Source organism: Bacteroides sp. HPS0048, from assembly GCF_964240755.1.
GTDB lineage: Bacteria > Bacteroidota > Bacteroidia > Bacteroidales > Bacteroidaceae > Bacteroides > Bacteroides nordii.
The window spans coordinates 62,889-87,700 of the sequence record NZ_CAXSVC010000016.1 but is presented as its reverse complement, the minus strand read 5'-3'; the positions used below and the strand labels follow the sequence as shown (position 1 = coordinate 87,700).

11 protein-coding genes are annotated in these 24,812 nt (G+C 40.0%); all 11 read right to left on the bottom strand.

The annotated features are described in order from the left end of the window. Nucleotides 1-32 precede the first annotated feature (32 nt). Nucleotides 33-1,985 carry a GDSL-type esterase/lipase family protein gene (locus ACESQI_RS13790; protein WP_195348476.1) on the bottom strand — a complete coding sequence of 651 codons (1,953 nt, stop codon included), beginning with the start codon at nucleotides 1,983-1,985 and terminating at the stop codon, nucleotides 33-35. Between the two features lie 219 nt (nucleotides 1,986-2,204). Then, complete coding sequence (locus ACESQI_RS13785) at nucleotides 2,205-4,091, bottom strand: hypothetical protein (protein ID WP_368106863.1); 1,887 nt, start codon at nucleotides 4,089-4,091, stop codon at nucleotides 2,205-2,207. 68 nt (nucleotides 4,092-4,159) lie between these two features. Then, nucleotides 4,160-6,751 (bottom strand): xylan 1,4-beta-xylosidase, encoded by a 2,592-nt coding sequence (xyl3A, locus tag ACESQI_RS13780; protein ID WP_373126354.1) that lies wholly within the window; start codon nucleotides 6,749-6,751, stop codon nucleotides 4,160-4,162. A gap of 98 nt (nucleotides 6,752-6,849) precedes the next feature. Further along, the gene (locus ACESQI_RS13775; RefSeq protein ID WP_373126352.1) at nucleotides 6,850-8,529 is read right to left on the bottom strand and encodes a T9SS type A sorting domain-containing protein; all 1,680 of its coding nucleotides are present in this window, start codon (nucleotides 8,527-8,529) and stop codon (nucleotides 6,850-6,852) included. Between the two features lie 33 nt (nucleotides 8,530-8,562). Further along, a complete protein-coding gene (locus ACESQI_RS13770; protein ID WP_373126350.1) occupies nucleotides 8,563-11,307 on the bottom strand; it encodes a carbohydrate-binding protein in 2,745 nt (914 codons plus the stop codon). An 8-nt stretch (nucleotides 11,308-11,315) separates the two neighbouring features. Further along, the gene (locus ACESQI_RS13765; RefSeq protein WP_373126349.1) at nucleotides 11,316-13,880 is read right to left on the bottom strand and encodes a glycoside hydrolase family 3 C-terminal domain-containing protein; all 2,565 of its coding nucleotides are present in this window, start codon (nucleotides 13,878-13,880) and stop codon (nucleotides 11,316-11,318) included. A gap of 11 nt (nucleotides 13,881-13,891) precedes the next feature. Beyond that, the gene (locus ACESQI_RS13760) at nucleotides 13,892-14,620 is read right to left on the bottom strand and encodes a DUF3823 domain-containing protein (protein WP_007484297.1); all 729 of its coding nucleotides are present in this window, start codon (nucleotides 14,618-14,620) and stop codon (nucleotides 13,892-13,894) included. A gap of 22 nt (nucleotides 14,621-14,642) precedes the next feature. Next, nucleotides 14,643-16,511, bottom strand: coding sequence for a RagB/SusD family nutrient uptake outer membrane protein (locus ACESQI_RS13755; RefSeq protein ID WP_373126346.1), 1,869 nt, complete (start codon nucleotides 16,509-16,511; stop codon nucleotides 14,643-14,645). 11 nt (nucleotides 16,512-16,522) lie between these two features. Then, nucleotides 16,523-19,600: a SusC/RagA family TonB-linked outer membrane protein gene (locus tag ACESQI_RS13750; RefSeq protein WP_373126345.1), complete on the bottom strand. Its 3,078-nt coding sequence runs from the start codon at nucleotides 19,598-19,600 to the stop codon at nucleotides 16,523-16,525. Between the two features lie 80 nt (nucleotides 19,601-19,680). Then, nucleotides 19,681-21,903, bottom strand: coding sequence for a GH92 family glycosyl hydrolase (locus ACESQI_RS13745; protein ID WP_373126343.1), 2,223 nt, complete (start codon nucleotides 21,901-21,903; stop codon nucleotides 19,681-19,683). 8 nt (nucleotides 21,904-21,911) lie between these two features. Beyond that, on the bottom strand, nucleotides 21,912-24,212 hold the full coding sequence (locus tag ACESQI_RS13740) for a GH92 family glycosyl hydrolase (RefSeq protein WP_373126341.1): 2,301 nt from the start codon (nucleotides 24,210-24,212) through the stop codon (nucleotides 21,912-21,914). Between the last annotated feature and the right edge of the window lie 600 nt (nucleotides 24,213-24,812).

Genomic DNA, 24,812 nt, shown 5'->3' with positions numbered 1-24,812 from the left:
GATATATTATTTTATTATTCATAAAACTCATTTCATTTTTTGACGATACGTATTGTTTGCATCTGAGTTCCCGTAACTAACTTACAAAGATAAACTCCATCAGAAAATCCTCTCAGATCAATTTCGTGTGTGTGAATTCCGGTTTCCTGATTCTTACTATAGTTCAGCATAGCACGTCCTTCTATACTGTATAAAGTAATATCCACCAAGCCTGACTCGGAAAGTTCGTAATGCAAAGTTGTTCGGTCAGCAGTTATCGCCGGAGTACAATAAGCTTTCTTCATACTGTCTACAGTTCTTATAGAGGTAATCTCTCCTTCTGTTACAACTCCTTTCACTGTGACGCCATAAAGACAAATTGATTTCCGATTGGATTTACTGCTATACCAGGGATATACACGTAAATAAAGTGTTTCTTCTCCTTGAAGTTCTATAATCTCTTTCAGAGAAATGGGATACATAGTATTGGATACATTAGAGGGACGGTTACTTATCAGTGTATACTCGCCAAATCCCGGATCCTTAGAACACATTACCCGAAAACACATACCATTGCCACCGGAACCACCGGCATACAGTCCGATAGAATCGATATTGAAAGTAGTTCCTGCATTGGCAGTTACAGAAAACTCAATATAACGGCTATAGTTCACATCAATTTCATTCTCCGGCCAGTCATCACCTTCAATAATGTTTCGCTGTGTTTTTGTCTCCGGATCTACCAATCCATCTATCCAGGTAGTCGGATTACCCGGCTTGGCATAACGATCAGCATACATTTGGCTAAAAACCTCTTCTGCTGCCAATATCGGACCGGTAACAACCGCCTTGGTATCCTGATTTAACTGCCAATAAGCCTGAGCTTCTACTCCTCCCTCAAAAGAGACTCCCTCACCAGTCAGAGTTGCAGTTTTAATACTTGTACCGTTACTCACAGTTAGCGTCCCGCTTTTTACACCTTTCTCTGTTGGCAGGAATTTTACATAAACAGAAGTCATGGGCAAGTTTCCATTTTCATACCCAATCTCCGCTACAGAAGCAAAACCTCCGATAGCATTCAGAGAAACCACAAAGCCCTCTGAAGCAGAGATAGTTACTTTACCACTACCCGGCGTTAAATCAATGCCACTGATTGAAAAAGCATACACAGAACCAGCATTCAGATAACTCTTTCCAAAATTATGAGTCGTCGGATTAATCAATACATCCGGATCAGCATTAAAATACTCTGTCAATAATCCCTTTGCCACCAGGCCTTGTACAGCCAGACGAGCGTAAAGAGTAGCTCCATATTCTCCTATATGAGTACCGTCTCCTACATTATATATAAGTTCTACTGCCTTCTCCTCTCCGTATTCATCGCAGATTTCACGTGTCAGGGCAGTATGATCCACCAATGGACAATTCAGTTCCCGGGCAACCTCTTTCATGGCAGCTACATAATCCAGATTTTTGCCGGAAGACATTATTACATCTGCTCCTAAGTTATGGGCTCCTTTATCCGTTATTTTATTTCCACTGAAATAACCACGTACAATAGGAGTAAACAAAATTGGATTAGCTCCCAATTCTCTAACTTCATTTACATACTTTCTCAAATACTCCTGATAGGTAGTCCATGGATAAGTTCCGATCTCTCCATCGGCTCCTGCATGCTTCTCATCGTTGTGTCCAAACTGGATGACAACATAATCTCCCTCTTTGATTTGTGGTTTTACCGTTGTCCAGAAGCGGCTCTCTTCATAAAATGTTTTAGAACTTGTCCCACTCTTGGCACGGTTATTCAGTGTAGCACCGTTAACCATAAACTGTGGAAGCATCTGAGGCCATCCACGCTGGCCGTTAGTATTAACAGAAGGATCAGTTGATTTCTCTTCCATCGTAGAATCGCCGATGGTATGAACTGTCGGGGCTTGCGCAAAAGCAGAAGCAAGCCCAAGACTGCAAACAGCAGCCAAAAGAAAAGACTTGAATTCGTTTTTCATGATTGATATGAATTGTTTTTCGAAAGACAAAGCTAATGCAAGCCTTTTCTTTTTTATTGCACATTCTATTCAATCTCCCAATTGAACAAATTGTGCAATAAAATCGAATAACAATCGATATCCAACCAATCAATTTTTCCACATGATGGCCAAAAAATTCCACACAAAGACTTTATATAGAAGATTTTGCATTGTTTTAAGACAAGCCTAAACTGATTTTTACTCTATCACCGAATCATGTTCTTTCAGATAAATACGCAGCAGTTCGAAAAACGCAGGAGCATCCAACAACACAATGTTTTCATCCTGTGATTTCACCTCATCCATCACTTCACAATACCAGGTAGGTTGCTTCAGAATATTACGAAACCAATGAAAAGGTAATGCCGAACGTTCCTTCACACGTTTCACGATTCTTGCGGCAGCAACTTTAGGATCATCGTCATTTATATCCAGATCGGCACGAATTACAGGCATATTACCATGCAATGAGGCAGTTACGACCTTCTGAGGTACAATGCCATTCGGACTAAAAGAAGCATAACAGTCCAAACCCTCTTTATTCAATCCCGGAGCCTGTCCGTCGATAACAAAACCGGTTACGGATAAACCCCACTTCTCATAATACTTCTTACAATGCCTGCCCCATACCTCCAGACCAGACGGAAGTCCTGACAATCCACGAGGTTCTTGCAACATACCCGGCATTATATATCCCGCACCGTTATCGGCCGAAGCAAAATAATCATTTGGGGTAGCCGTTGTGCGGAAGTTATGCATAATATGCGGTACACGTTCGGCCAATACAGGACTGATACACCACATCAATGGTAATTTCCCCCGGTTAGGATCATCCCAAATAGAAGGTGTACGTTGTGATATCCATGCGGAAGCATCATAATCGCCGACATAAAAGATAATAAAATTCCTGCCGTCCACGTTTACTTTACCATCTGCTGTCAGTAATCCTCTTTTTTGTAGTTCTTTACGAGAAATCCAATCTTGAGCATATTTCTTTTTTGTAGGAAAGTGTTGCCAAAAAGAGGCATTCGCCAACGCACCATAGCTGATGGCGTCCGCATCCTTAAAAGCATTGTATGCACTGATGATACGGCTGAACTCCCATTCCGTAGGCACATCGTCGTGAATACCAGAAGCATGCATTGTATACTTATAGGCCCAAGAAGGAAACCCTCCGACATAACACATCTTTTCATTCTTATTCTGTTGATAAGCCAATAACAACATTTCTTTCAAAGTATTCAAATCTGTACCGACAGGTTGAGAAGGCTCATCAGTAGCCGGTTCGTCTCCCCAGGGAGATAAATCGAAAAAGAAAGCTCGTTTACTCACAAAAAAGTCATGATTACTCAAGGTATGATGATTTTTTACAGCAGCAAAAGGTCTTTGCTTCCAATATTGGTCAATATAATAAGCGGCAAACTCCGTATTGCACTTACCTGTTTTCAGGTATTTCTCTATAAACCAAACATAAGGATCGTTCTTCAAAGAACCGGTAGAGTAACGTTCTGTTTCCGGGATCTTTGTTCCTGTCTTACCAGTAAACATAGAAGTGCCATCGGGATTCAACAACCATCTTTTCACCGGTAATTTAGGTCCATGCAGTACAAGGCGATCATATAAACTTCCGGGAGTATCGTCGTAACGAATGGCTACCAAATTTTCAATACCTGCTACGGAAGACGCCACATTGCTGGTAGAGGGAACTTTACCATCATAAACGACCACCCCTTCTATATAAGGAACATATGCTGTGAATAAATCCTCCATTGTCCGATACGTCCGAGTTTCACGTCCGCACAACCATTCTCCCTTCTGACTGTATTTATTCCACCAATAACCATCGATATCATTATCGCCCTCCATCACAAAGTAAACATACAACCGGGGAATATCCCTGTTTACCACTCCTTGTAAGGTAGACACAGCATGAACATCATCCCAAGCCAAATCGAGTCCTTGCGTTGTATTCAAATCAGCATGGAGTGTATAACGCAAATCATAAATACCAATTTTATTCCCGGCAAAAGCAGTATATGTCATCAACAATAATACGGCTAAGAGTTTTAAATATCTATTTGTCATTTTTCAATATCCATTATAAGCCTACTCCATAAATAGTAGTCAAGTTATTAATAATATTATCAATTCATTTACTGAATTCTGACCTTTATCTTCTTCAAATCTTTTCCCTCGGAAGATGTTCCGTACAAAACCTCATACTCTCCTGCCATTACCCGCATTACATTAAATTCAGGATCAAAAAATTCAAAGCTGTCATTTGGCAAATGAATAGGAATTTGTTTCTTCTCACCAGATTTTACATGAACACGCTTAAAAGCTCTCAATGTTTTTAACGGCCCTTCTTTATCCTTCAACTTACGTATATAAACCTGTATTACTTCTTCACCATCACGTTCTCCTGTATTTTTAATCCATAAATCCAGATTTACCGACTCATTCGCATGAATCCTTTTCTTACTCAATTGAGCTTCTCCAATTTCAAATGAAGTATAACTCAGTCCATACCCAAATGGGAATAAAGCTTCTCCCTTAAAGTAACGATAAGTACGTCCCTGCATACTATAATCTTCAAAATCCGGAAGTTGCTCCGTTGCTTTATAAAATGTGACAGGTAAACGTCCGGCAGGGTTATAATCTCCAAACAAAACATCGGCTACTGCCGTACCTCCTGCTTGCCCCGGATACCAAGCCTGAATAATGGCATCTGCCAGATCTACTTCGGTAGACAGCCCGATTGCACTTCCCGAACATAAAACCAAAATTACCGGCTTCCCTGTCTTATATAATTCCTGCAATAGATCACGCTGTACTTGTGGCAATTCAATTACTGTCCGGTCTCCTCCTTTAAATCCCGGAAAAGAAACAGGTAATTCCTCTCCTTCCACTTTCGGAGATATCCCTCCGACAAACACAATAGCCTCGGCATCACTTACCGTTGCTGCTATTTCATTCGGATTAAAGTGCTTTGTATATCCTAAGTCAAATTGCAATATACCTTCTCCTCCGGCCTGCATATACTCAATCCTGATATCATATTTCATTCCGGCGTGTGCATCTAAGATATAAGACCGGGATTCGGCACCATGTTGCCCCCAATAATCAATCACTTTTTTACCATTCACAAATACCCGGTAACCGTCATCCCCATTTATATTAAAAGTTACTTTCCTGTCTTCTTCCGGACAAAATATACTTTGATAGCATGCTGTAAAGTTATTTAAATTTACTCCCGGAGCAAAGACCGTAGCTCCACCCGTGTGAAAATTAAAAGGAGAACCGACCAGTGTTTCGGTCACTTCCTTTCCTGCAAACTCCAGTTGATTCCAATAAGAAGCTTTAAAACCGATATTTCCTTCCCAAGAACATCGATTGAATAAACTGACAAAAGTATCCCCTGTAGTCAACTCGCATCCTTTATCATAAATCACCTGTCCTCCAACTAACTTATGGGTAATTCCTTCAAGGATAGTGACTGTATGAGAAGGAAAACCGTTGTAATTACCCCACATCATAATCGAATCATTTGCGTTAGGACCTATAACCGCTATCTTACCACAATGCTTAGATAAAGGTAACGTGCCATTCTTATTTTTCAGTAAAGTCATCGATTTTCGTGCTACCTCAAGAGCTTTCGCCCGGTGCTTTTCACTATCAACAACCGTATATGGTATATCAGACCAGGAAACTAAATGCTCTTCATCCATCAACCCCAATTCGAAACGGGCTTTCAATAAACGGGAAAGTGAAACATCGATCTGTTTCTCTGTTATTATTCCTTCTTCAACAGCCTTTTCCAAAGATTGATAATCCACACCACAGTCGAGATCCGTTCCGGCTTTCACGGCAGCAGCAACGGCAGATTCTTTGGTAGAGTGTGTTTCATGATGTCCTTTAAGATAAAAATCACTGATTGCACCACAGTCAGATACAACAAGCCCGTCAAATCCCCATTCCTCACGGAGAATATTATATAGTAAACGATTACTGCCACAACATGGCTCGCCTTCAAAGCGATTGTAGGCACACATTACTTCTTTAACTCCTCCCTGTTGTACCAAAGCATTAAAAGCCGGCAAATAAGTTTCCCACAAGTCTCTGGGAGAAATGTTCTCCACATCAAAACTATGACGATTCCACTCCGGGCCGCTATGTAATGCATAATGTTTGGCACATGCATGAAGTTTATCATATTTACTTTCCGGAGGCCCTTGTAGCCCACGAACGACGGCCAATCCCATCCGGGAAGTCAAATAGGGATCTTCTCCATAGGTTTCCTGCCCTCTTCCCCAACGGGGATCCCGGAAAATATTCACATTAGGAGTCCAGAAAGTCAACCCCTGATAACGTTCGCTTCCATCTTTATTTTCGGAATGATGATATTTAGCACGAGCCTCATCAGAAACACATTCAAAAACTTGCTTTACAGCACAATCATCAAAGGTAGCAGCCATGCCAATCGCCTGTGGGAAAACAGTGGCTAAGCCTGCACGTCCCACACCATGCAATGCTTCATTCCACCAATTGTATTGTTTGATGCCCAAACGCGGAACCGGCGATGAATAGTCGCACATCAACAATACCTTTTCGTGAAGAGTGAGACGCCGTACTAAATCTTCTACCCGCTCTTCAACCGGTAGATCAGGGTTATTAAACGGTAATATCCCTTGTGCTCCTACCGAAAGAGAAGATAAGAACAAACAAAAAAAGAGATAGATCCTCATTGCTCTATTTTTACATTTTTTTGAACTACATCTAAAAAATATCGTCCGATAAGAATCGGATGTTCCTTACCGGACGATAATCAAATATCTAAGAGAATTTATTTTACGATTACTTTCGTGGTGATTGATTCACCTTTTTCTGTCACAAACTTCAACATGTATATTCCTTGTGATTGACTAAACGTTGAAATTCCATTCGTTACAAATGCCTTTTCCACCATCTGCCCATACATATTATAGATAGACATTTCCAATGCTTGAGTCGCATCGATTCTTATCATCCCTTTATCCGCCGAAACGTTCACAATATCTCCAAGTATGTTCTTCCCAAGAGAAGATGCTCCGGCGGGAACATCAAGAGATACCTCAAATACATTACAACCACTTTCGATTTGGAAAACCATGTATAAATCATGAATACCCGTTACCGTTGTGCTCATATCAGTTCCCGTACGTTTCGGATCACTCCAATTATTAGTGCCTTGTGCAACAACACTTGCCAAAACCGATTGCCCTTCCAATATCGATAAATCAGCAAATTCTTCATTACTAAAAGGCAAATCAAGATAAAAATCAAATGAGCTGTTATTGATTTTAGCCTGGTCAGAAGAGTGTTTAACAAGAATACGTTTAAATATTCCGTCTTTAAAGTCAACTCCACTCAACTTCACCACTACTCCTCTTGAAGTATAACCGATATTTGAACCTTCAAACCGTGCTCCATCAGTACCAACCGCTATAATTTCAGCAGGATTTTCAACACCACCCATAGCATCGAAAGTCATAGTATATGCACTTTCTGTCAGTTTTTCATCAATGAGTTCTATCTTTTCCGGTTCGTCATCTTCCATTTGCCAGGGTGTTCCTTCAATCAATTGAACTTCTTTCAAATTAGTCGCAGCTGTCCATTTCACATATAAATCATGTTTCCCGCTAATCTTTTTAGTAATATTCTTAGCCAAAGTGCCATACATTGTCCAAAAGAAATCTCTTGCCGTCCAGATCTTAGCTACCAGATTATCCTCATTGTTCACGTCGTCAATATAAAGCATAAGAAAACCTGACGGATTAGTACCACCACCATGTGTAGATACTACTGCTATCTGCTGATAAGTATTACCATCTTTAAAGTCAACATCAGCAAATTTTGCTACAACACCTTCTCCGGTCCATCCAATTGCCCCCTCATCATTGAGGTGAGGATCAGAATCTGCTTTTTCTACAATCTCTGCATTTTTTGCCAATAACGATTGATATTGATATACCGGATCTTTCATTTCACCCATATCGGAATCACTTAATTCCTCCGTATAGAAAACAACTTTTTTAAGATTACCTTCACATTCACGATATCTTACATACACATCACCCTTACCTGTCGGACGAGCAACATCTCCTCCTTCCGCATAAAAGTTATAACGGAAGGTACGATAATACTGAAATGCACCTGTTCCGTTCACTTGTACGTCATTAATCAGAACACCACCATTGTCCGGATTACCAAGATAGAAGTCCAGATAACCTTCCATTGCCTTATTCTCATGAGCAATTTCAACAGAACAACCTGCATATTTTTGTCCATCAGCAAAATCCACTTCTCCTAAACGCAGGGTAGTACCTTCTTTGGTATTACCGACACACTTATTAATCACATCAAAGCGCGCATCGTTAATAATTTCAACTCCACTGTCCTCAGTCATCTTGAAGACCAGATCCTGTGCAAATAAATTCGCACCGAACAATAACATAATCATCAAAGTAAAAATCTCTTTTTTCATAACATTCTTTTTAAGTTAATAAATTAAAGTATCTCATTGTTTCACTATTTTCCCGCCGGCACAGAAAGTATCTCCCTTAAGAGAATAGATAAAAAGACCCTTAGGAATACTAAAACCGGGATTCCAGGTAAAAGTCACTACATTTTCAGCTACGACCTGTGAATCACTATAGACCAGATTACCAGAAGAGGTATAAATGTACAGTGTGAACTTCCCACCTTCCTTAGCAGGTACTGATATATTAATATAATCGGTGAAAGGATTCGGATAAGTAATCGCTTTTACCACTTCAATACCTCCTATTCCAGTAACATCACCAATCTCTTGTATTGAGAATAATTGATTATCCGCGCCTGTAAAAGGTACCAGACCAAGAACTGCGTTTTCTTTATCAGAAGAATCAACCACTTCAAGAACAGTACCCGTACCTTTTGCAGTGATACAGAAATAGTTTTCATCTACACATTGTATCCCCCACTTAGCCACATCGACAGTCGTATCAAACGGGAACTGCTGAATATACTTATTCCCTCTAACAGTCATAAAAAGTTTCGAACTACCCGATTGAAAGCCGTAAAAAGCATCACCAACCAAATGCAAATTCCATGACAAGGAGCCCTCGTCTACATAAGTTTTTTGCACAATGCTCGTACCATTCACCTGGTTATCAACAGATAATCCAATCGCTTTCCCGCTATGTTTTGCCACTATTTTATATGTTTTATCAGACTGAATTTCGGGTAAATTGTACTCCGTACGAGTAAAATCTATGTAATCAAGATTCATACTACCATCCAGAAACAAGACTTTCAGCATCTGTTTCCCTTCGGACAGATTAACATATACACTGTAATCGGAATATTCCGATTTTTTTTGTGATTCAACCGTAGTCAGAACTTTATCGCCAAGCATCACGGTAACTCCTGCTTTAGAAGAAGTAGATGAATAATTAATATCCATTCTGTAAACACCGGCTTCTTGTACATCAACAGAATAATTCAACCATTCTCCAGTAGCAGTCCAACCGACATAATACCCCGTTCCACCTTCTCCTATCCCCACAAAATCACCGGGTTCTGTTCGGTATTTCCCTCCCTGATTACTTTTAGAAGTATCATAAAAACCCACTCCCTGACCACCTTTATCAAAATCTTCTGCTTCTATGCGTCCCGGAATACTCAATTCTTTATAAGGGGCATGTACACTTTCAAAATATTGACGTGAAGTTGCCATTAAATCGCTGGCCTTTAGAAAGACATACTTTCCGGGAAACTCTGCATTCAACTGCTCTACTACGCTGTTAATACCCGGATAACCATCTCCTCCCATTCCTGCCTGTACCATATAAACTCCTGTGAAAACCGGATAATTCTCTGATACGGAAACACCGGAAAGATAATTATACAATTCCTTCTTATTAGAAACAACTCCTCCGGTACATATTACAGGCATCCCTAACCAATCATAAGCATCCCGATAGGCACCGTTAGTCCATGCAATAGTTCCCAGTACTCCGGTTTTCACAAAACCATTATTAAAGAATGGTTGTGCCGGCCAACGAAGAGAAGAGGCCGTGACAGACATACCTGCCTGATAAAGCCATTCACCATTCATTTCACACCAACGTACATAATCCATCGGCTTATAAAGAGCTTCCTGAATATACTGAACGCCGGACGGACCACCGATAAATTCATCATTTTCCGTTGCATTCTCATAGTAATACCGCAGGATAAACGGAGCAATCTCCATCAATGCAGGCGATAATGTCATCGAAACCGGAACCTTTCCCCTACCTTTCTGATTAAAAATATCATATGTGGCATTGTGGTTAAATTGAATATTGTCACCGTCACTCCAATGCAATGCTACGTACACTTTTCCTTTTTCGGCAGTTACAGCCTTTGGTTCAGGTTGTTTAAATGTTTCTGTTGGAAAAGAAGAATAAAAACTTGCATTCGGGAAAATATCCCCTACCAGAAAGCCCCATCCTTCAGGATTAATAGCATCATTCAAATCATCGCCATGCATTCCGTATCCCAGTACAAATGAGTTTTTAGGATAACCCTCCGTATTAAGTATACGCTTAATGATATTTTTCCCCTCTGTAGAATGGTTGTCAAGCCAGAAAGTAAAAGAACGGGTTGCAACGGCATAGTCGTATAACCGCCATGGAAAACCTTCCCAATCATCGCGCAGTCCAAGGCTGAAGGTTATTTTTTTATTCAACTTAGGCATAAGTTCCACCAAAGCCCAATCATAAGCTTCCGACAACGTAGACCAACGATTGCGTATATCGACAATTTCTTTGTCCCAACCGAATTCTTCCACCAATGTGTTTTTCAATTCTTCACTAACAGGCAAAGCATTCTCGGCACAAGCTATCATCACAGCCATATTCCAATTAAATCCGTTTACCTTAAAATCGCACACGATAAGTTTGTCCAAACGGTCTTTATAATTCCGAAATAAAGTACGCAGTGCTCTATTCTCACCGGTACTAACATTATAAGCCGGACGTCTATACGGTTTCTTAGTATATTTGAACCAGGTTATTTCATGTGAATCATCCCCTAAAAAGAGCTCTGCTGAATCTCGGTTAATTATTCCCTGAAATACCCTGCATATTAACTTTGCTTCGGTTTGATCGGTCGAAATACTCAAGTATACAGCTTCCTGTACAGCTTTCATTTTCGGGAAAAAAGCCGGAAACTCTTTTCCCTGAGTGAAAGTACAGACACAAAGCAATAATAACGATATCATTATTGTTTTCTTCATACCTTAGTTTATTTTAAAGTAACTATTTGTTGAAGTTGTATAGCATCAGAGGCTGTACCAACCATAAACAGATAATCGCCGGCAGGAGTGTAAAATTCCCCTTCCTCTTCATTCCAGAACCGTAATTCAGACTTTGGAACAGTCAAATTTATCTGCTTACTTTCTCCTTTTTTCAGATGTATCCGTTCAAAACCTTTCAGTTGTTTTAAAGGCAGTTTTACCTGAGAGTCACTTCCCTGATATTTCACATATAACTGAGCGACCTCATCGCCCTCATACTTTCCGGTATTTTTCAGAGTAAAACTTACTCTCACTACATCACCGGCAGGATCGATACTTAGCTTTTTATAAGAGAAAGTAGTATAACTCAGCCCGTGTCCAAACGCATACAGGGGATTACCCTCAAAGAACTGGTAAGTACGTCCTTTACGGATGTCGTAATCATCGAATGCGGGTAATTCATCCAAACTGCGATAATAGGTTAAAGGCAGTTTTCCTCCGGGATTGTAATCACCAAACAGAACTTCAGCCACAGCAGTACCTCCCGCTTCTCCGGGATACCATGCATTGACAATAGCAGGAATATGTTCGTCCATCCAGTTTATGGCCAATGAACTACCGGCAACCAGAACCACTGCGGTATTTGGATTTATTTTATAAGCTTCCTCAATAAAAATCTGTTGGTCTTTCGGTAACTCAATCGAGTAACGGTCTTGTCCTTCACGCTCAATGGATTTATTTATTCCTAATACAGCAATTGTCAAATCACATTTTCTCATGATGTCACCAGCCTCTCCATATAAATCTATCAACTCTTTTTTATTGGTGTCTGGTGCATGCCAATACAGTTTGGCAGATGCTTCACCTCCATTGTCAAAGTATTCAGCAACCAATTCATATTTTCTTCCTTTTTCCAGAAATAGAGATATACTATCTGCCTGCACGCCTCTGTTATGCCATGAATCTATCATCTTCTTCCCGTCGATATACAACCGGCAACCGTCATCGGTGGCAAAAGCCAATGTATATTTACCCGAAACAGTAGGTACAAGATCACCGCTCCAACGGATAGACAATGGAGATTTTGGCAAGAAAGGATCCGGTGCCTGATTGGCCGGCTCGAAATTGATGTTATCATCTATACGTACTTTAGGAGTACCTGCCAAATCCTTATTATCGTAATATTCAGCTTTCAGACCATTCGGAAAATAAGATTTCGTTATCATCTCATATCCCAAAGCAGATGAAGTCCAGGGAGAATACATTACCTCGACCTGATCTCCCACTCTCTTTTTAATTCCCTCGAGTATAGACACTGGTTGATTAACCGGCGTACCACTATAATCACCAAACTCACTATTTCCTGCATTTATCCCAACTACAGCTATCGATTTTATCTTTTTAGAGTCAAGTGGCAAGAATTTCTTTTCATTCTTCAACAAGACGATGCTCTGACGAGCAGCCTCAAGAGCCAACTTACTATGCTTCTCGCATCCTACTATAGAAGGAGATATCTTATTGTAAGGATTCAAAGCCGGATCGTCAAACAGACCGAGACGCATGCGGGCTCTCAAGACATGATAAGCAGCAGAATCAATTTCCGCTTCACTTACCATATACTGTTTATAGGCATTAAGCAAAGGTTCCATATAGACTTCATCCCCACACTCCAAATCAAGACCTGCTTGTATAGACAAGGCCGCAGCAGCCTCCAATGTTTTCACATATTTATGATGTGTTACCAAAAAACCGGGCCCTCCGCAATCGGAAACCACATACCCGTCAAATCCCCAGTCATGGCGGAGAACTTTCTTCAACAACCAGTTATTCAACGTACAAGGAACATCATTAATAGCATTATAGGCAGTCATTATAGAAGCAGCCTTTCCTTCGATAATACATTTTTCGAATGCCGGCAAATAATATTCTCTCAAATCTTTCTCACTAATGATAGGATTACATTCAAAACGATTATGTTCCTCATTGTTTGCTGCAAAATGCTTTGGTGTTGATACTATCTTCAGATAGTGGGGATCATCTCCCTGTAGCCCCTTTACAAATGAAACACCGAGTTTTCCGGACAGAAAGGGATCTTCACCATAAGTCTCCGGGGTACGCCCCCAACGCGGATCTCTTGCCATATTTACTGTAGGAGACCAAAATGTAAGTAAATCACTGAATTGCCCCAACTGTTTCTTCCCTTGTTCCAACTCATTCCATCTTGCACGTGCTTCATCTGAAATAACTGTCGAAATCTCGTTCAGCAATTGAGGATTCCACATAGCAGCCAATCCGATAGCTTGCGGAAATACGGTAAAGTTTCCTGGACGTACAACTCCGTGTAACGCCTCATTTCCATGATAATACTTATCTATATGAAGTCGTGGAATACCCGGTGAAGTCGCACGCAGTAATGAGATCTTCTCTTCAATGGTCAATTTAGATAATAAATCAAGAATACGCTCGTGCCGGGGGGCATTCATATCCAAATAAACATCTTTACCATTCTGTGCCTGGACAGTAAACACGTAAACCAGACTTACTACAAAAAATAATATTCTTCTTTTATTCATTTTCATGTTGTTTAAGGAGCTACAAATTCAAATATTTCAGAGTAGTTATATCGTTTCAGAGTAGAGTTATAACTGCAACTGGAAAGAGCCGCCAAGCGCAGGTAATATTTTACCCCACTCTCCAATTTATCGAGTGTAATTTCCTGATCTTTACTTTCGATCGTTTCGTCACTGGTCCGGCTTAAAGTCTTCTTCACACTCAACCCGTCATTGTATCCTCCATTGTAATAAGACACAACCGGCATCGTATTACATAAAAGCCATACCTCGGAAATCGTTTTCTTACCAATCTCCATTCCTTCGGGAACAGCAGAACGTTTCAACGAAAATTTCACAGTCACTTTTCCAGCCTCTCCGGGTATCACTTCCATTAATTTTATTTTCAGATAAGGAGTTACTTTAAAATTATGATCGGTTACTCCTTTCAAAGTCAGTTCTTCTTCTGCCACCGGAAAGAAAGGACCTTCGATCGGTGATACCTTATAGTCACCTCCAAATAAGGCAACATTACGAAATGTACCATTCGCTTTCGCCCAGAAATAGAGAGGGGTCGGATCTTTATATCCCAGGTCGAGTAGTTTGATACGACAACCATCGGGCTGTTCCGTATATACAACTTCGCCAGTTTCACTATCTATCAAACTACCGTTAATTCCGGCATTGGGAGCATCATAGTTATCTAATTCAAAACAAGAAGATAACAATACAGTAAGCAATACAAACAATATATTCTTTTTCATATCTTTCTTTTTTATTAATCAATTAATATCCGGGATTCTGAACAATATTCGGGTTCAGATTAATCTGTTCATCATTGATTCGGATGTAATACATATAAGGTTTAAAGTCATGTGCATTACCAATCTCTGTTTTCTTGAATATCCACTTTTTCGTATTAGCTACATAGTATGGATACAAGCCTTTCATCTTTACATTATTCATCACCTTATCGGCTTCTCTCCATCTCTTCAAATCCCAAAAACGATGATTTTCATACATAAATTCTACCTGCATCTCTTCACGAACCGCTTTAACAGTTAAAGCTGGTGCATCCTCCACTCCCGCACGGTCACGGACGTCATTCAAATAAGTAAGGCCATTAGAAACATATTTTGTTTCACCTGACGAAGCAAGTTCGGCTGCTGCTTCTGCATAGTTTAACAGAACTTCTGCGTAACGGAATTCCAACCAATCCTGGTCCTGACTACTATGTTTCGGATCATTCGGAGCATTTCCTTCAAAAAGAAACTTCTTAATGTATAATCCTGTAATAGTAGATTCGGAAGTTCCGCCTACTCCCTGTTTACCAATCACACTCAAAACTGTATCACCATACTGAATCTCATCCGTGAAAGCTCCACCTTCTTTCAGGACTTTTACACTTTGACCATTAAGTTCAACCACTCCTTTCTGAATGTCAATGATTCCACTTACATCACCTTTCGCATTGGTCCATTCGGAACCGGGAATCATAATGGTAGCATATAAACGGGAATCACGGCCTTTGAACAAATCTGTCCGTTTATCAAATTCCTGAATCTTGCCCGATGTATCCACTACCCATCCGGATGAATTCGTATTCAATGCTCCCGATGTTCCATCAGCCATTTTAAAAGCTTCCGCAAGATTTAACGTAGGACTTAAACGTGATCCGTACCCTTCGGGCAGACGATACCCCCAAGGAGAATTCCATAAATCCCAATTATGGGTTTTACCCGGATACTGGTACTTCTTTACAAAAATAATTTCCGGACAATCGTCTTTTACCCAAAACAATTGTTGATAATTCTTTGCCTTATCAGCATTAGCTCTGTACAGACTATAATTACCTTCTCCAATAATTATTTCTGCGGCAGCAATCACTTCTTCATAATACTTTTTAGCTTTATCAGAATTATCAAAACCTACCACCCCATTTTTATCATACGTACCATACTTAGCAATAGAGGCTGCAAAAAGCATAGCCCTCGTTTTAAGTGCTGCTGCCGAAAAGCGATTCATTCTATATTTTTCACTTGCAACCCTCTCTTTCGGTAAATTTTCGATGGCATAATTCAAATCTTTCAAGATAAAGTTGTAAGTTTCTTCTTCCGTATTCCGGGATACCAGCAAAGCCTCCAGATTATCGGGATCATAAACCTGAGGAGTCTCTATAATAGGTACTCCACCATATCGCTTTACCATACCAAAATAATACCAGGCACGGATAGCACGTGCTTCCGCCAAAAGTTCAGTTTTTCTTGTTTCAGTAAATAGTACCGATGTACCGAGCTTCTCAATCAACTCGTTTACATTACGAACATTATCATATGCCCACCACTGATTCCACATTCCATTGCCTGTAGGCCCCATTATCTCATGCGGCCACTCACAATGTATAGCCTCATCACAGCTAAGCGCCGGAACGAAACAACCGGAAACCCAATTGTTAAACCCAGATTCCGAACCATAATTAAAATCTTCGATAGGCAACCGATTATACAGAGTCGACATATAAGCTTCAATGCCTGCTTCCGTTCCAAAAATCGGATCTTCCGTTATTTTATTTAAGGGAGGTAAGTTCAAAAAATCGTTGCATGACGAAAACAAGCCCATCATCAATGCAAGTATCAAATATATTTTTCTTTTCATGGCGACAAATTTTAAAAGTTCACATTAATCCCAAAATTAAAATTCCTCATAATAGGGTATCTGTCAATACCTCCACCTGGATTCTCCGGATCGATATAGTCAGAGTCAGAAGACTGGATAGTAAACAGATTATATCCATTAGCATATAATCTCAGCGAGTTCACACCGACGAATTTGGTCCATTTTCTTGGGAATGTATAGCCAATTTCAAGGTTCTTTAGTCTAAGATAAGTACAGTTGTTATACCAGAAGCTCGATTCAATTCCATAATTCTGCGGATCCTGAATACGTGTACTCGGATATTTTCCGGGCACCCATTCTCCGTTAGGATCGAAAGAGTTTACATTACCCGAGGCATCTACTTTATGCCAACGATCCATAAAAATGTCCCATGCACTTCCTCCCCACTGTAACGGACTTGCATTCATTCTTGCATTAAACATGGAAGCTCCCTGGAATGACATACTCAAATCCAGTCCTTTCCACTGGCCGCTAAGCGTCAGGCCGAAGTTCATAATAGGAGTATTATTACGCATCAAGGGTTGCATATCCCATTCGTCAATCATACCGTCTTCATTGTAATCCACATATTTTATATCACCCGGCAGATAAGAATATTTGTTATATACTCCACCCAAAACTGGATTATTATAGATCTCATCCATACTTACAAACTGTCCGTTAGCCTGATACATCCACAGAATATTGCTATTCCGGTTATTCTTATTATTGCGCCAGTTATCATACGAGTTTCCGGACGGTACACTCTCTACATACTTATTTCTATTTAAAGTATAAGTGAAGTTTCCACGAATCTGATAAGAAAGGTCTCTCACCTTACCACTATGTCCCAAGACAAGTTCAAATCCTTCCTGCATATCCGAATTTATATTTTCTTTCGCAAAAGTTGCACCGAATGTTCCGGGCACTGAAACGATACGATTTGCCAGCAATCCATCACGGTCACGGCGGAAAAGATCGAACTCAACCGTCAAAGCAGCATTCCACAAACTTAAATCTATACCCAAGTTCTTAGTCGTAGAAGTATACCAGGTTGCATTTGCATTAGGTATTTGCGGAACACCCACTCCTGGTATTAAAGAACCGTCACCCAACATATAACTATCGTTTCCCGGATAGTTGAAAGCCATCATCCATAAATAAGGTTCCACATTATCATCTCCCATACGACCAATGGAAGCTCTCAACTTCAAATTATCAATAAAAGAGAAATTGTCTCTGATAAAATTCTCTTCGGAAATTCTCCAACCTACAGACAAAGACGGGAAGAAACCCCATTTTTTATTGTAAAATTTGGAAGAGCCATCATATCTGAAACTGGCTTGTACTAAATATTTAGATAAATAATCATAATCAAAACGGCCCACCAATCCCACATTTGCATTTCTATCGGCACTCCCGTTTATTTCACGGGCATCATCAATCAATCCGGCATAAATCTGATCGACAGCATCCATTAAAGTATTCCGCTTTCCACTCAACTCAGAAGTCTGCCATTTACGGGTTTCAAACAAAAGTAAAGCTTTCACATTGTGTTTATTCTGAAACTTATTTTCATAATTTAAAGAAAGCTGCGTAGTAGGAGTAGCCGTATCACTTCTCCATTCCGTTACACTCGACATGGCTGACGTATTTGCAACCGAATAAGTACCGGTAGCTTTGTCATACTGATAAGTGCGATACTGCTTACTAAAAAGTTTAGACTTGTAAAATTTAGGATCATAAGCAACAAGAGCTTTGGCCCATAAACCTTTCACAAAAGGGATATCCCAACGAAGCGAAGCGGTAACTTGTATCTGTGTATTGCTCGTTTTACGGTATCCGGCATATTCATTTGAACTTTTTATCAATGCATTATTATCATCGTTATATTGTTTTCCCAGATAATCAGGATTACCGTTCGCATAGATTTCATAAATAGGAACCTGAGCACCAATCGATTTGAGAATATCTCCCGGATCATAAGGAGGTGCATTCTTTGTATCTATAAAACCTCCTATCTGGAACTCAGCTGTAAGCTGATCGGTAATCTGAGCCGTAATGTTTGATCTCAGATTAAAACGCTCATAATCAAGAGATTTCGATTTCCACAATCCCTCTTCCGAATAATAACCGATACTATTGAAGAACTGAATCCTATCCGTACCTCCGGAAGCGGTAAGATTAACTTGATATTGAGGAACATTCTTTCTTATAATTTCATCATACCAATTGACATTAGCATAAGGACTGCCATAAGTTATCAAGTCCGGAGAATAAGTCGGAGTCGTTTCACCTCTATTAGCCATTGCTTCATTGTATAATTCCATATATCCATAAGCATCTACAGATTTAGGATATTTTGTGATACCCTGCATACCGTATGAAGCATTTAAATTTATTTCTGTCCGTCCCTTTGTTCCTTTACGGGTAGTTACCAAAATTACGCCATTGGCAGCACGAACACCATATACAGCTGCCGTAGCATCTTTAAGTACCGAAACCGATTCTATTTCATTGGGATCGATACGGTCGAAATTATCCCGGGGAATTCCATCGACAATAACCATCGGAGCACCCAAACCACGAATATTAAAACTATTGTCATAAGTACCGGGTTCACCCGTATTCTGCTTAATATTCAATCCCGGAATTTTACCTTGAAGTGCACTGGTTATATTCGCAGTACTGACAGTCATTATCTCTTTTCTATTGACAGAGGCTACAGAACCGGTTATCTCTTGTCTTTTTTGAGTTCCATACCCCACCACAACAACTTCTTCCAATTGCGTATTATCTTCTGTAAGAATAACAGTCAGGAAATTGCGTCCTTTAACCGGCACTTCCTTTGTTTCAAAACCTACAAAAGAAAAAACCAAGACACCTTTATCGCCATTCACATTCAAATCAAAAGCACCGTCCAAATCCGTAATTGCCCCAACAGTACTGCCCTTCAATAAGACATTTACTCCTATCAACGGCTCTCCGGATGTGTCCTTCACAATACCTTTCACCTTTTGGCTCTGAGCATTCACTATGCCAAACTGCAATAAAAGCAGAAGCATCAGTTTTAAATTAAGATGTTTCATAATTATAATAGATTTAATTCATCATTTGATTTTTATTTTCGATATAAACCTGTGAAAAGTAGTATCAGATTATTAAATACCTACTTTCCAAACTGTTTATTCGGCCGATTTCCCATTGTAAAAACTAATGTACCACCAGCCATAATATCCGCATGAGAGATATAAAGTTTATTATAAGATTGTCCGTTCAGTTCTATAGACTGTATATACTTATTCTTCGCAGAATTATTGTTTGTACGTATCTCAAAAAACTTATCTCCCGGTAGTTTTAACACTACCTTATCAAATATAGGTCTTCCGAAAACGTACATACCGTCAGACGGATTAACCGGATAAAAACCTAATGCAGAAAATACATACCAGGAAGACATCTGTCCGCAATCTTCATTACCCTGCAGCCCATCCGGCAAATCACTGTACATGTGCGATAGGATATAATCTACCTTTTCCGCTGTCTTCCATTGCTGATCAACAAAGGAATACAAATATACTGTGTGATGCCCCGGTTCATTACCGTGCGCATACTGCCCGATCAAACCGGAAATATCCGGAGAAGCCTCATCACCCAAATCCTCATTTACCAGAAACAGACTGTCTAACTTTGAAACAAATGCTTCTTTACCTCCAAACAAGGATATCAGTCCTTCGATGTCATGAGGTACCAACCAGATATATTGCCAGCCATTTCCTTCACAATAAGCATCATTTCGATGAGTGGAGTGTACAGGGTTAAACGGAGTTAGCCATGAACCGTCCTGATTTTTTCCTCTGAAGAAATGCGTATCTTTATCCCAATAATTCCGATAAGCTAAAGCACGTTTAGAGAAATACTCATAATCTTCCGCTTTACCCAACTTCCGGGCTACTTGTGCCACTCCCCAATCGGCAATAGCATATTCCAGACCTTTAGCAACCGACTCATTCTCTTTGTCCGCCGGAATATATTCAAGATTCGTGACATACGACAACCCTTTATAATCGGACATCATAGATGCTTTCATTGCCTGATAAGCACGCTCATAATTAAACCCTTTGACATTTTTCAATATAGCATCAGCGATCACCGGAACGGACTGGATACCGATCATCTCATTCGTATCCGAGCCATACAAATGCCATACCGGCAAACGCCCTTGTTGCTCGTAAATAGCAAGCATCGAATTGACAAAGTCGGGAACACGTTCCGGTTGTACTAATGTATACAAAGGATGAGCAGCACGATAAGTGTCCCATAAAGAGAATACTGTATAATTGGTAAAACCCGGATCACCATATATATTCTTATCAGTTCCACGATACTCCTTGTTACAGTCATTAAACATGATTGGCTGCATAAAGGCATGGTACAAGGCCGTATAGAAGATACGTTTTGCCACTGTATCAGTAGTCTCTATCTGTAACTTTGATAATTCTGTATTCCATTTATTGGTTGTTTCATCAACAATCTTCTCAAAATTCCAATCTTTTATCTCCTGCTCAATATTATCCATTGCATTTTCCATACTCACCGGAGAAATACCTACTTTCACACCTAATTCCTCTACCACAGAGGCAACAGTAACATTCCCTTTCACATCCAACCCCTGAAGACTATTTCCCACTACTTGCACAGAATCATGATACAAAGTCAAATGCACAGGTTGAGAAAAAACCGCTGTAAAATAAATCTGTTGTTTCTTCGACCATCCTGTAGAATGCCGGTGTCCTCTGATGACTGTATCATTTATCTGTTCCAGATAAGTATCGGTAGGACGATCGTCTCCGTTTGCATCTTTCAGGTTGATCATTACATATTTTTCTACGTCTTTTGGGAAAGTATATCGATGGAAAGCTACCCGATCCGATGCGGTAAGTTCTACCTTCGTACGATGAGTTTTCAAAAAAACTTCGTAATAAGCGGGTAGAGCCCGTTCGTTGTCTTTCGAATAACAGGAGGCATAACCAGACAAAGGATTTTGCTGCGTTCCCGGTTGTGTACGTACTTTACCGATGTATGGCATAAACAGAATATCCCCGGTGTCACTACAACCTGTCCCATTGAGATGAAGATGTGAAAAACCTATTACGATGGAATCGGAATAATGGTATCCCGAACACCAGTCCCATCCTTTATTGATATTATTAGGACCGACCTGTACTGCTCCGAAAGGGGCGGTAACTCCCAGGAATGTATGCCCATGTCCCCCGGTTCCGATATAAGGGTCTACATAAGCCACCGGATTTATAACTTCCAGCTTGTCTGCACCAGTACACCCGAAAGCGCACATGAGAGAGCTTAATAATAAAAATTTCTGTAAATTCATTTATGCTCTTATTTATTTTCGTTAGTTAAAGAATAAGGGAAATCTTCATCATTCACTCCCCGTTGTGTATTTGGTGCATGCCTCATCTCGAAATCAAGAACAGCACCGTTCATCAATTCCTCATGTTTCAACCAATTATGGTTGTATTCCTTGCCATTCATTTTTAAGGAATGTATATATCTATTTCTATTTGTGTTGTCGGGAGCATTCAAAATAACCTGTTTTCCATTTTCCAGTGTAAGAATCGCTTTTTTAAAGAGAGGGGCTCCCATTACATACTCTCCAGAGCCCGGGCATACCGGATAAAAACCTAAAGCAGAAAATATATACCAGGCAGAAGTCTGGCCGTTGTCTTCATCTCCACAATATCCATCCGGGTAAGGGGTATACAGTTTATCCATTACTTCCCTTAACCAATATTGCGCTTTCCAGGGTTGTCCGGCGTAATTATAGAGATAAATCATATGCTGAATCGGTTGGTTGCCATGCGCATAATTACCCATATTCATAATCTGCATTTCCTTTATTTCATGAATACACTGTCCATAGTAGCTATCGTCATAGACAGGAGGAACCACAAAAACAGAATCCAGCATAGACACAAAACTTTCCTTTCCTCCCATCAGATCGATAAGTCCCTGTACATCATGGAATACACTCCAGGTATAATGCCAACTGTTGCCTTCGGTAAAGGCGTCTCCCCATTTATACGGGCTGAAAGGAGACTGGAACGTCCCGTCTTCATTCTTTCCACGCATCAGTTTACTATCTTTATCAAAAACGAACCGGTAGTTTTTACTTCTTTCCCGATAAAGGTCTATTTCGTCCTGTGGACGATTTAGTTTCTGCGCCAGTTTCATGATACACCAGTCATCATAAGCATATTCCAAAGTACGGGCAACATTTTCATTAATACCTACATTATAAGGCACATAACCCAATCGGTTGTAATATTCATATCCTAATCTTCCAGTTGAGGGGACCTGAGGATGTACATTGTTTGCTCCGTGCAGAACGGCTTCATACAACAGGCTGATCTCTTCTGCCTGACATCCTTTCAAATAAGCATCTGCCACAACAGAGGCTGAATTATTACCCACCATACAGTGACGGTGTCCCGGGCTGGCCCATTCGGGTAAAAATCCACTTTCTTTATAAGTATTCGCCAACCCTTCCTGAATTTCTTTGTTGACAGAAGGATACATCAGATTCAAGAATGGAAACAAAGCACGGAACGTATCCCAAAAGCCGGTATCAGTATACATATATCCACTCTTCACTTCACCATTGTAAGGACTGTAATGGACAATATTTCCAGATTTATCTATCTCATAAAACTTACGTGGAAACAACAAGGAACGATATAAGCAAGAGTAGAAAGTACGAAGTTGTTCATCCGTACCACCTTCCACTCTTACTTTGTTCATTACATCATTCCAAGCCTCCCGGGCTGCACCTTTTACCTCATTAAAATCTTTACTACCTATTTCCTCTAAATTCAACCAGGCCTGCTCTTCATTAATAAAAGAAGAACTCACCTTTACCCCAATCTTTTCACCTTTACTTGTCTTGAATCCTAATACAGCTCCGACATGGTTATCCTTTACCTCTTTTTTACCTTCTATAATTTTATCTCCACTCCACACTTCTGCCGTGACGAAAGGTTTATCAAATTTCATCACGAAATAATTTCTGAAATTATCCGGTACTCCTCCGCTATTTTTCGTTGTATAGCCGGTTATCGTATTGTGTTCCTCATCTATCTGAATGAAAGAGCCGTTATCAAATGCATCTACTACAATATATGAACCTTCGCTTTCCGGAAAAGTGAACATAAAGTAAGCCGAACGTTCTGTCGGGGTTATCTCTGTTTTCACATCGTGATCGGCCAGATAGACACTATAATAATAAGGTCTTGCCGTTTCAGCCTTATGAGAGAACCAACTTCCCCGCTCGTTTTGAAGAAACTTTTTAGCCCCGGTCACCGGCATCAAAGAAAACTGACCGTAATCATTAATCCACGGACTGGGCTGATGCGTTTGCTTAAATCCTTTTATCTTATCATCAGTATAGCAATAGGTCCATCCGTATCCCATATCTCCCGTTTGTGGTGTCCAGAAGTTCATTCCCCAAGGCAATGCAATAGCCGGATAGGTATTACCTGTAGATAATGTAAATTTGGATAATGTGCCAACCAACGGATTCACATAATCAACCGGAGAAAAAGAAGCAGAATCAGTAACCACCTCTTTACTTCTGCACGATATAAGTAAAACAGATAAGAGCACAATTAAAGGAACTTTTTTCATGGTATCGTTTTTATTTTTTGTTTGATGCAAAAATAGGTCGATGCAATTAACGAAACCATTAACAGAACATTAATAATCGAGGCTACAAATGCCTTTAGAGCACATTTTCGAATTGAAAACATTAACAAGACATTAACCGCTTTCCATAAGGAGGAGATACAGCGAGAGATAGGGATAAAAGTTCAAGTACGAACGATTTCACCACAGAGTAACACTGAGTCCCACAGAGTTTTTAAATCTTTATTGAAACGCAGATTTTCGCAAAGAGAAACAAATGTATAATAAAGAACTACAGTCTTTTAATCTGTGTTAATCCGCGTTTCATCAGAGAAAATAATATCTCTGTGGAACTCAGTGTTACTCTGTGGTGAGTTTAGCTCATGTCTTATCTTCAACGATTTAGTAATGGAGAATCAAAGTCATCCTCAGCTCAGACATATATGTAAGTAATTCAGCAATAAAAATCCCAGAAAAGAAACAGAATCGCAGGCTTTAATAATTGAAAATAGAGGACAAACAACAACCTACATAAAGATTTGATTAACAAACAATTAAGAACCGCATATTTTCCTCTACGAGGAACGGGTCGTTTCTCTACGA

Bases quoted from the DNA above. Each gene is read 5' to 3' on its own strand.
- ACESQI_RS13790 (WP_195348476.1), bottom strand. From the start codon at position 1,985: ATGAAAAACGAATTCAAGTCTTTTCTTTTGGCTGCTGTTTGCAGTCTT.
- ACESQI_RS13785 (WP_368106863.1), bottom strand. From the start codon at position 4,091: ATGACAAATAGATATTTAAAACTCTTAGCCGTATTATTGTTGATGACA.
- xyl3A (WP_373126354.1), bottom strand. From the start codon at position 6,751: ATGAGGATCTATCTCTTTTTTTGTTTGTTCTTATCTTCTCTTTCGGTA.
- ACESQI_RS13775 (WP_373126352.1), bottom strand. From the start codon at position 8,529: ATGAAAAAAGAGATTTTTACTTTGATGATTATGTTATTGTTCGGTGCG.
- ACESQI_RS13770 (WP_373126350.1), bottom strand. From the start codon at position 11,307: ATGAAGAAAACAATAATGATATCGTTATTATTGCTTTGTGTCTGTACT.
- ACESQI_RS13765 (WP_373126349.1), bottom strand. From the start codon at position 13,880: ATGAATAAAAGAAGAATATTATTTTTTGTAGTAAGTCTGGTTTACGTG.
- ACESQI_RS13760 (WP_007484297.1), bottom strand. From the start codon at position 14,620: ATGAAAAAGAATATATTGTTTGTATTGCTTACTGTATTGTTATCTTCT.
- ACESQI_RS13755 (WP_373126346.1), bottom strand. From the start codon at position 16,511: ATGAAAAGAAAAATATATTTGATACTTGCATTGATGATGGGCTTGTTT.
- ACESQI_RS13750 (WP_373126345.1), bottom strand. From the start codon at position 19,600: ATGAAACATCTTAATTTAAAACTGATGCTTCTGCTTTTATTGCAGTTT.
- ACESQI_RS13745 (WP_373126343.1), bottom strand. From the start codon at position 21,903: ATGAATTTACAGAAATTTTTATTATTAAGCTCTCTCATGTGCGCTTTC.
- ACESQI_RS13740 (WP_373126341.1), bottom strand. From the start codon at position 24,212: ATGAAAAAAGTTCCTTTAATTGTGCTCTTATCTGTTTTACTTATATCG.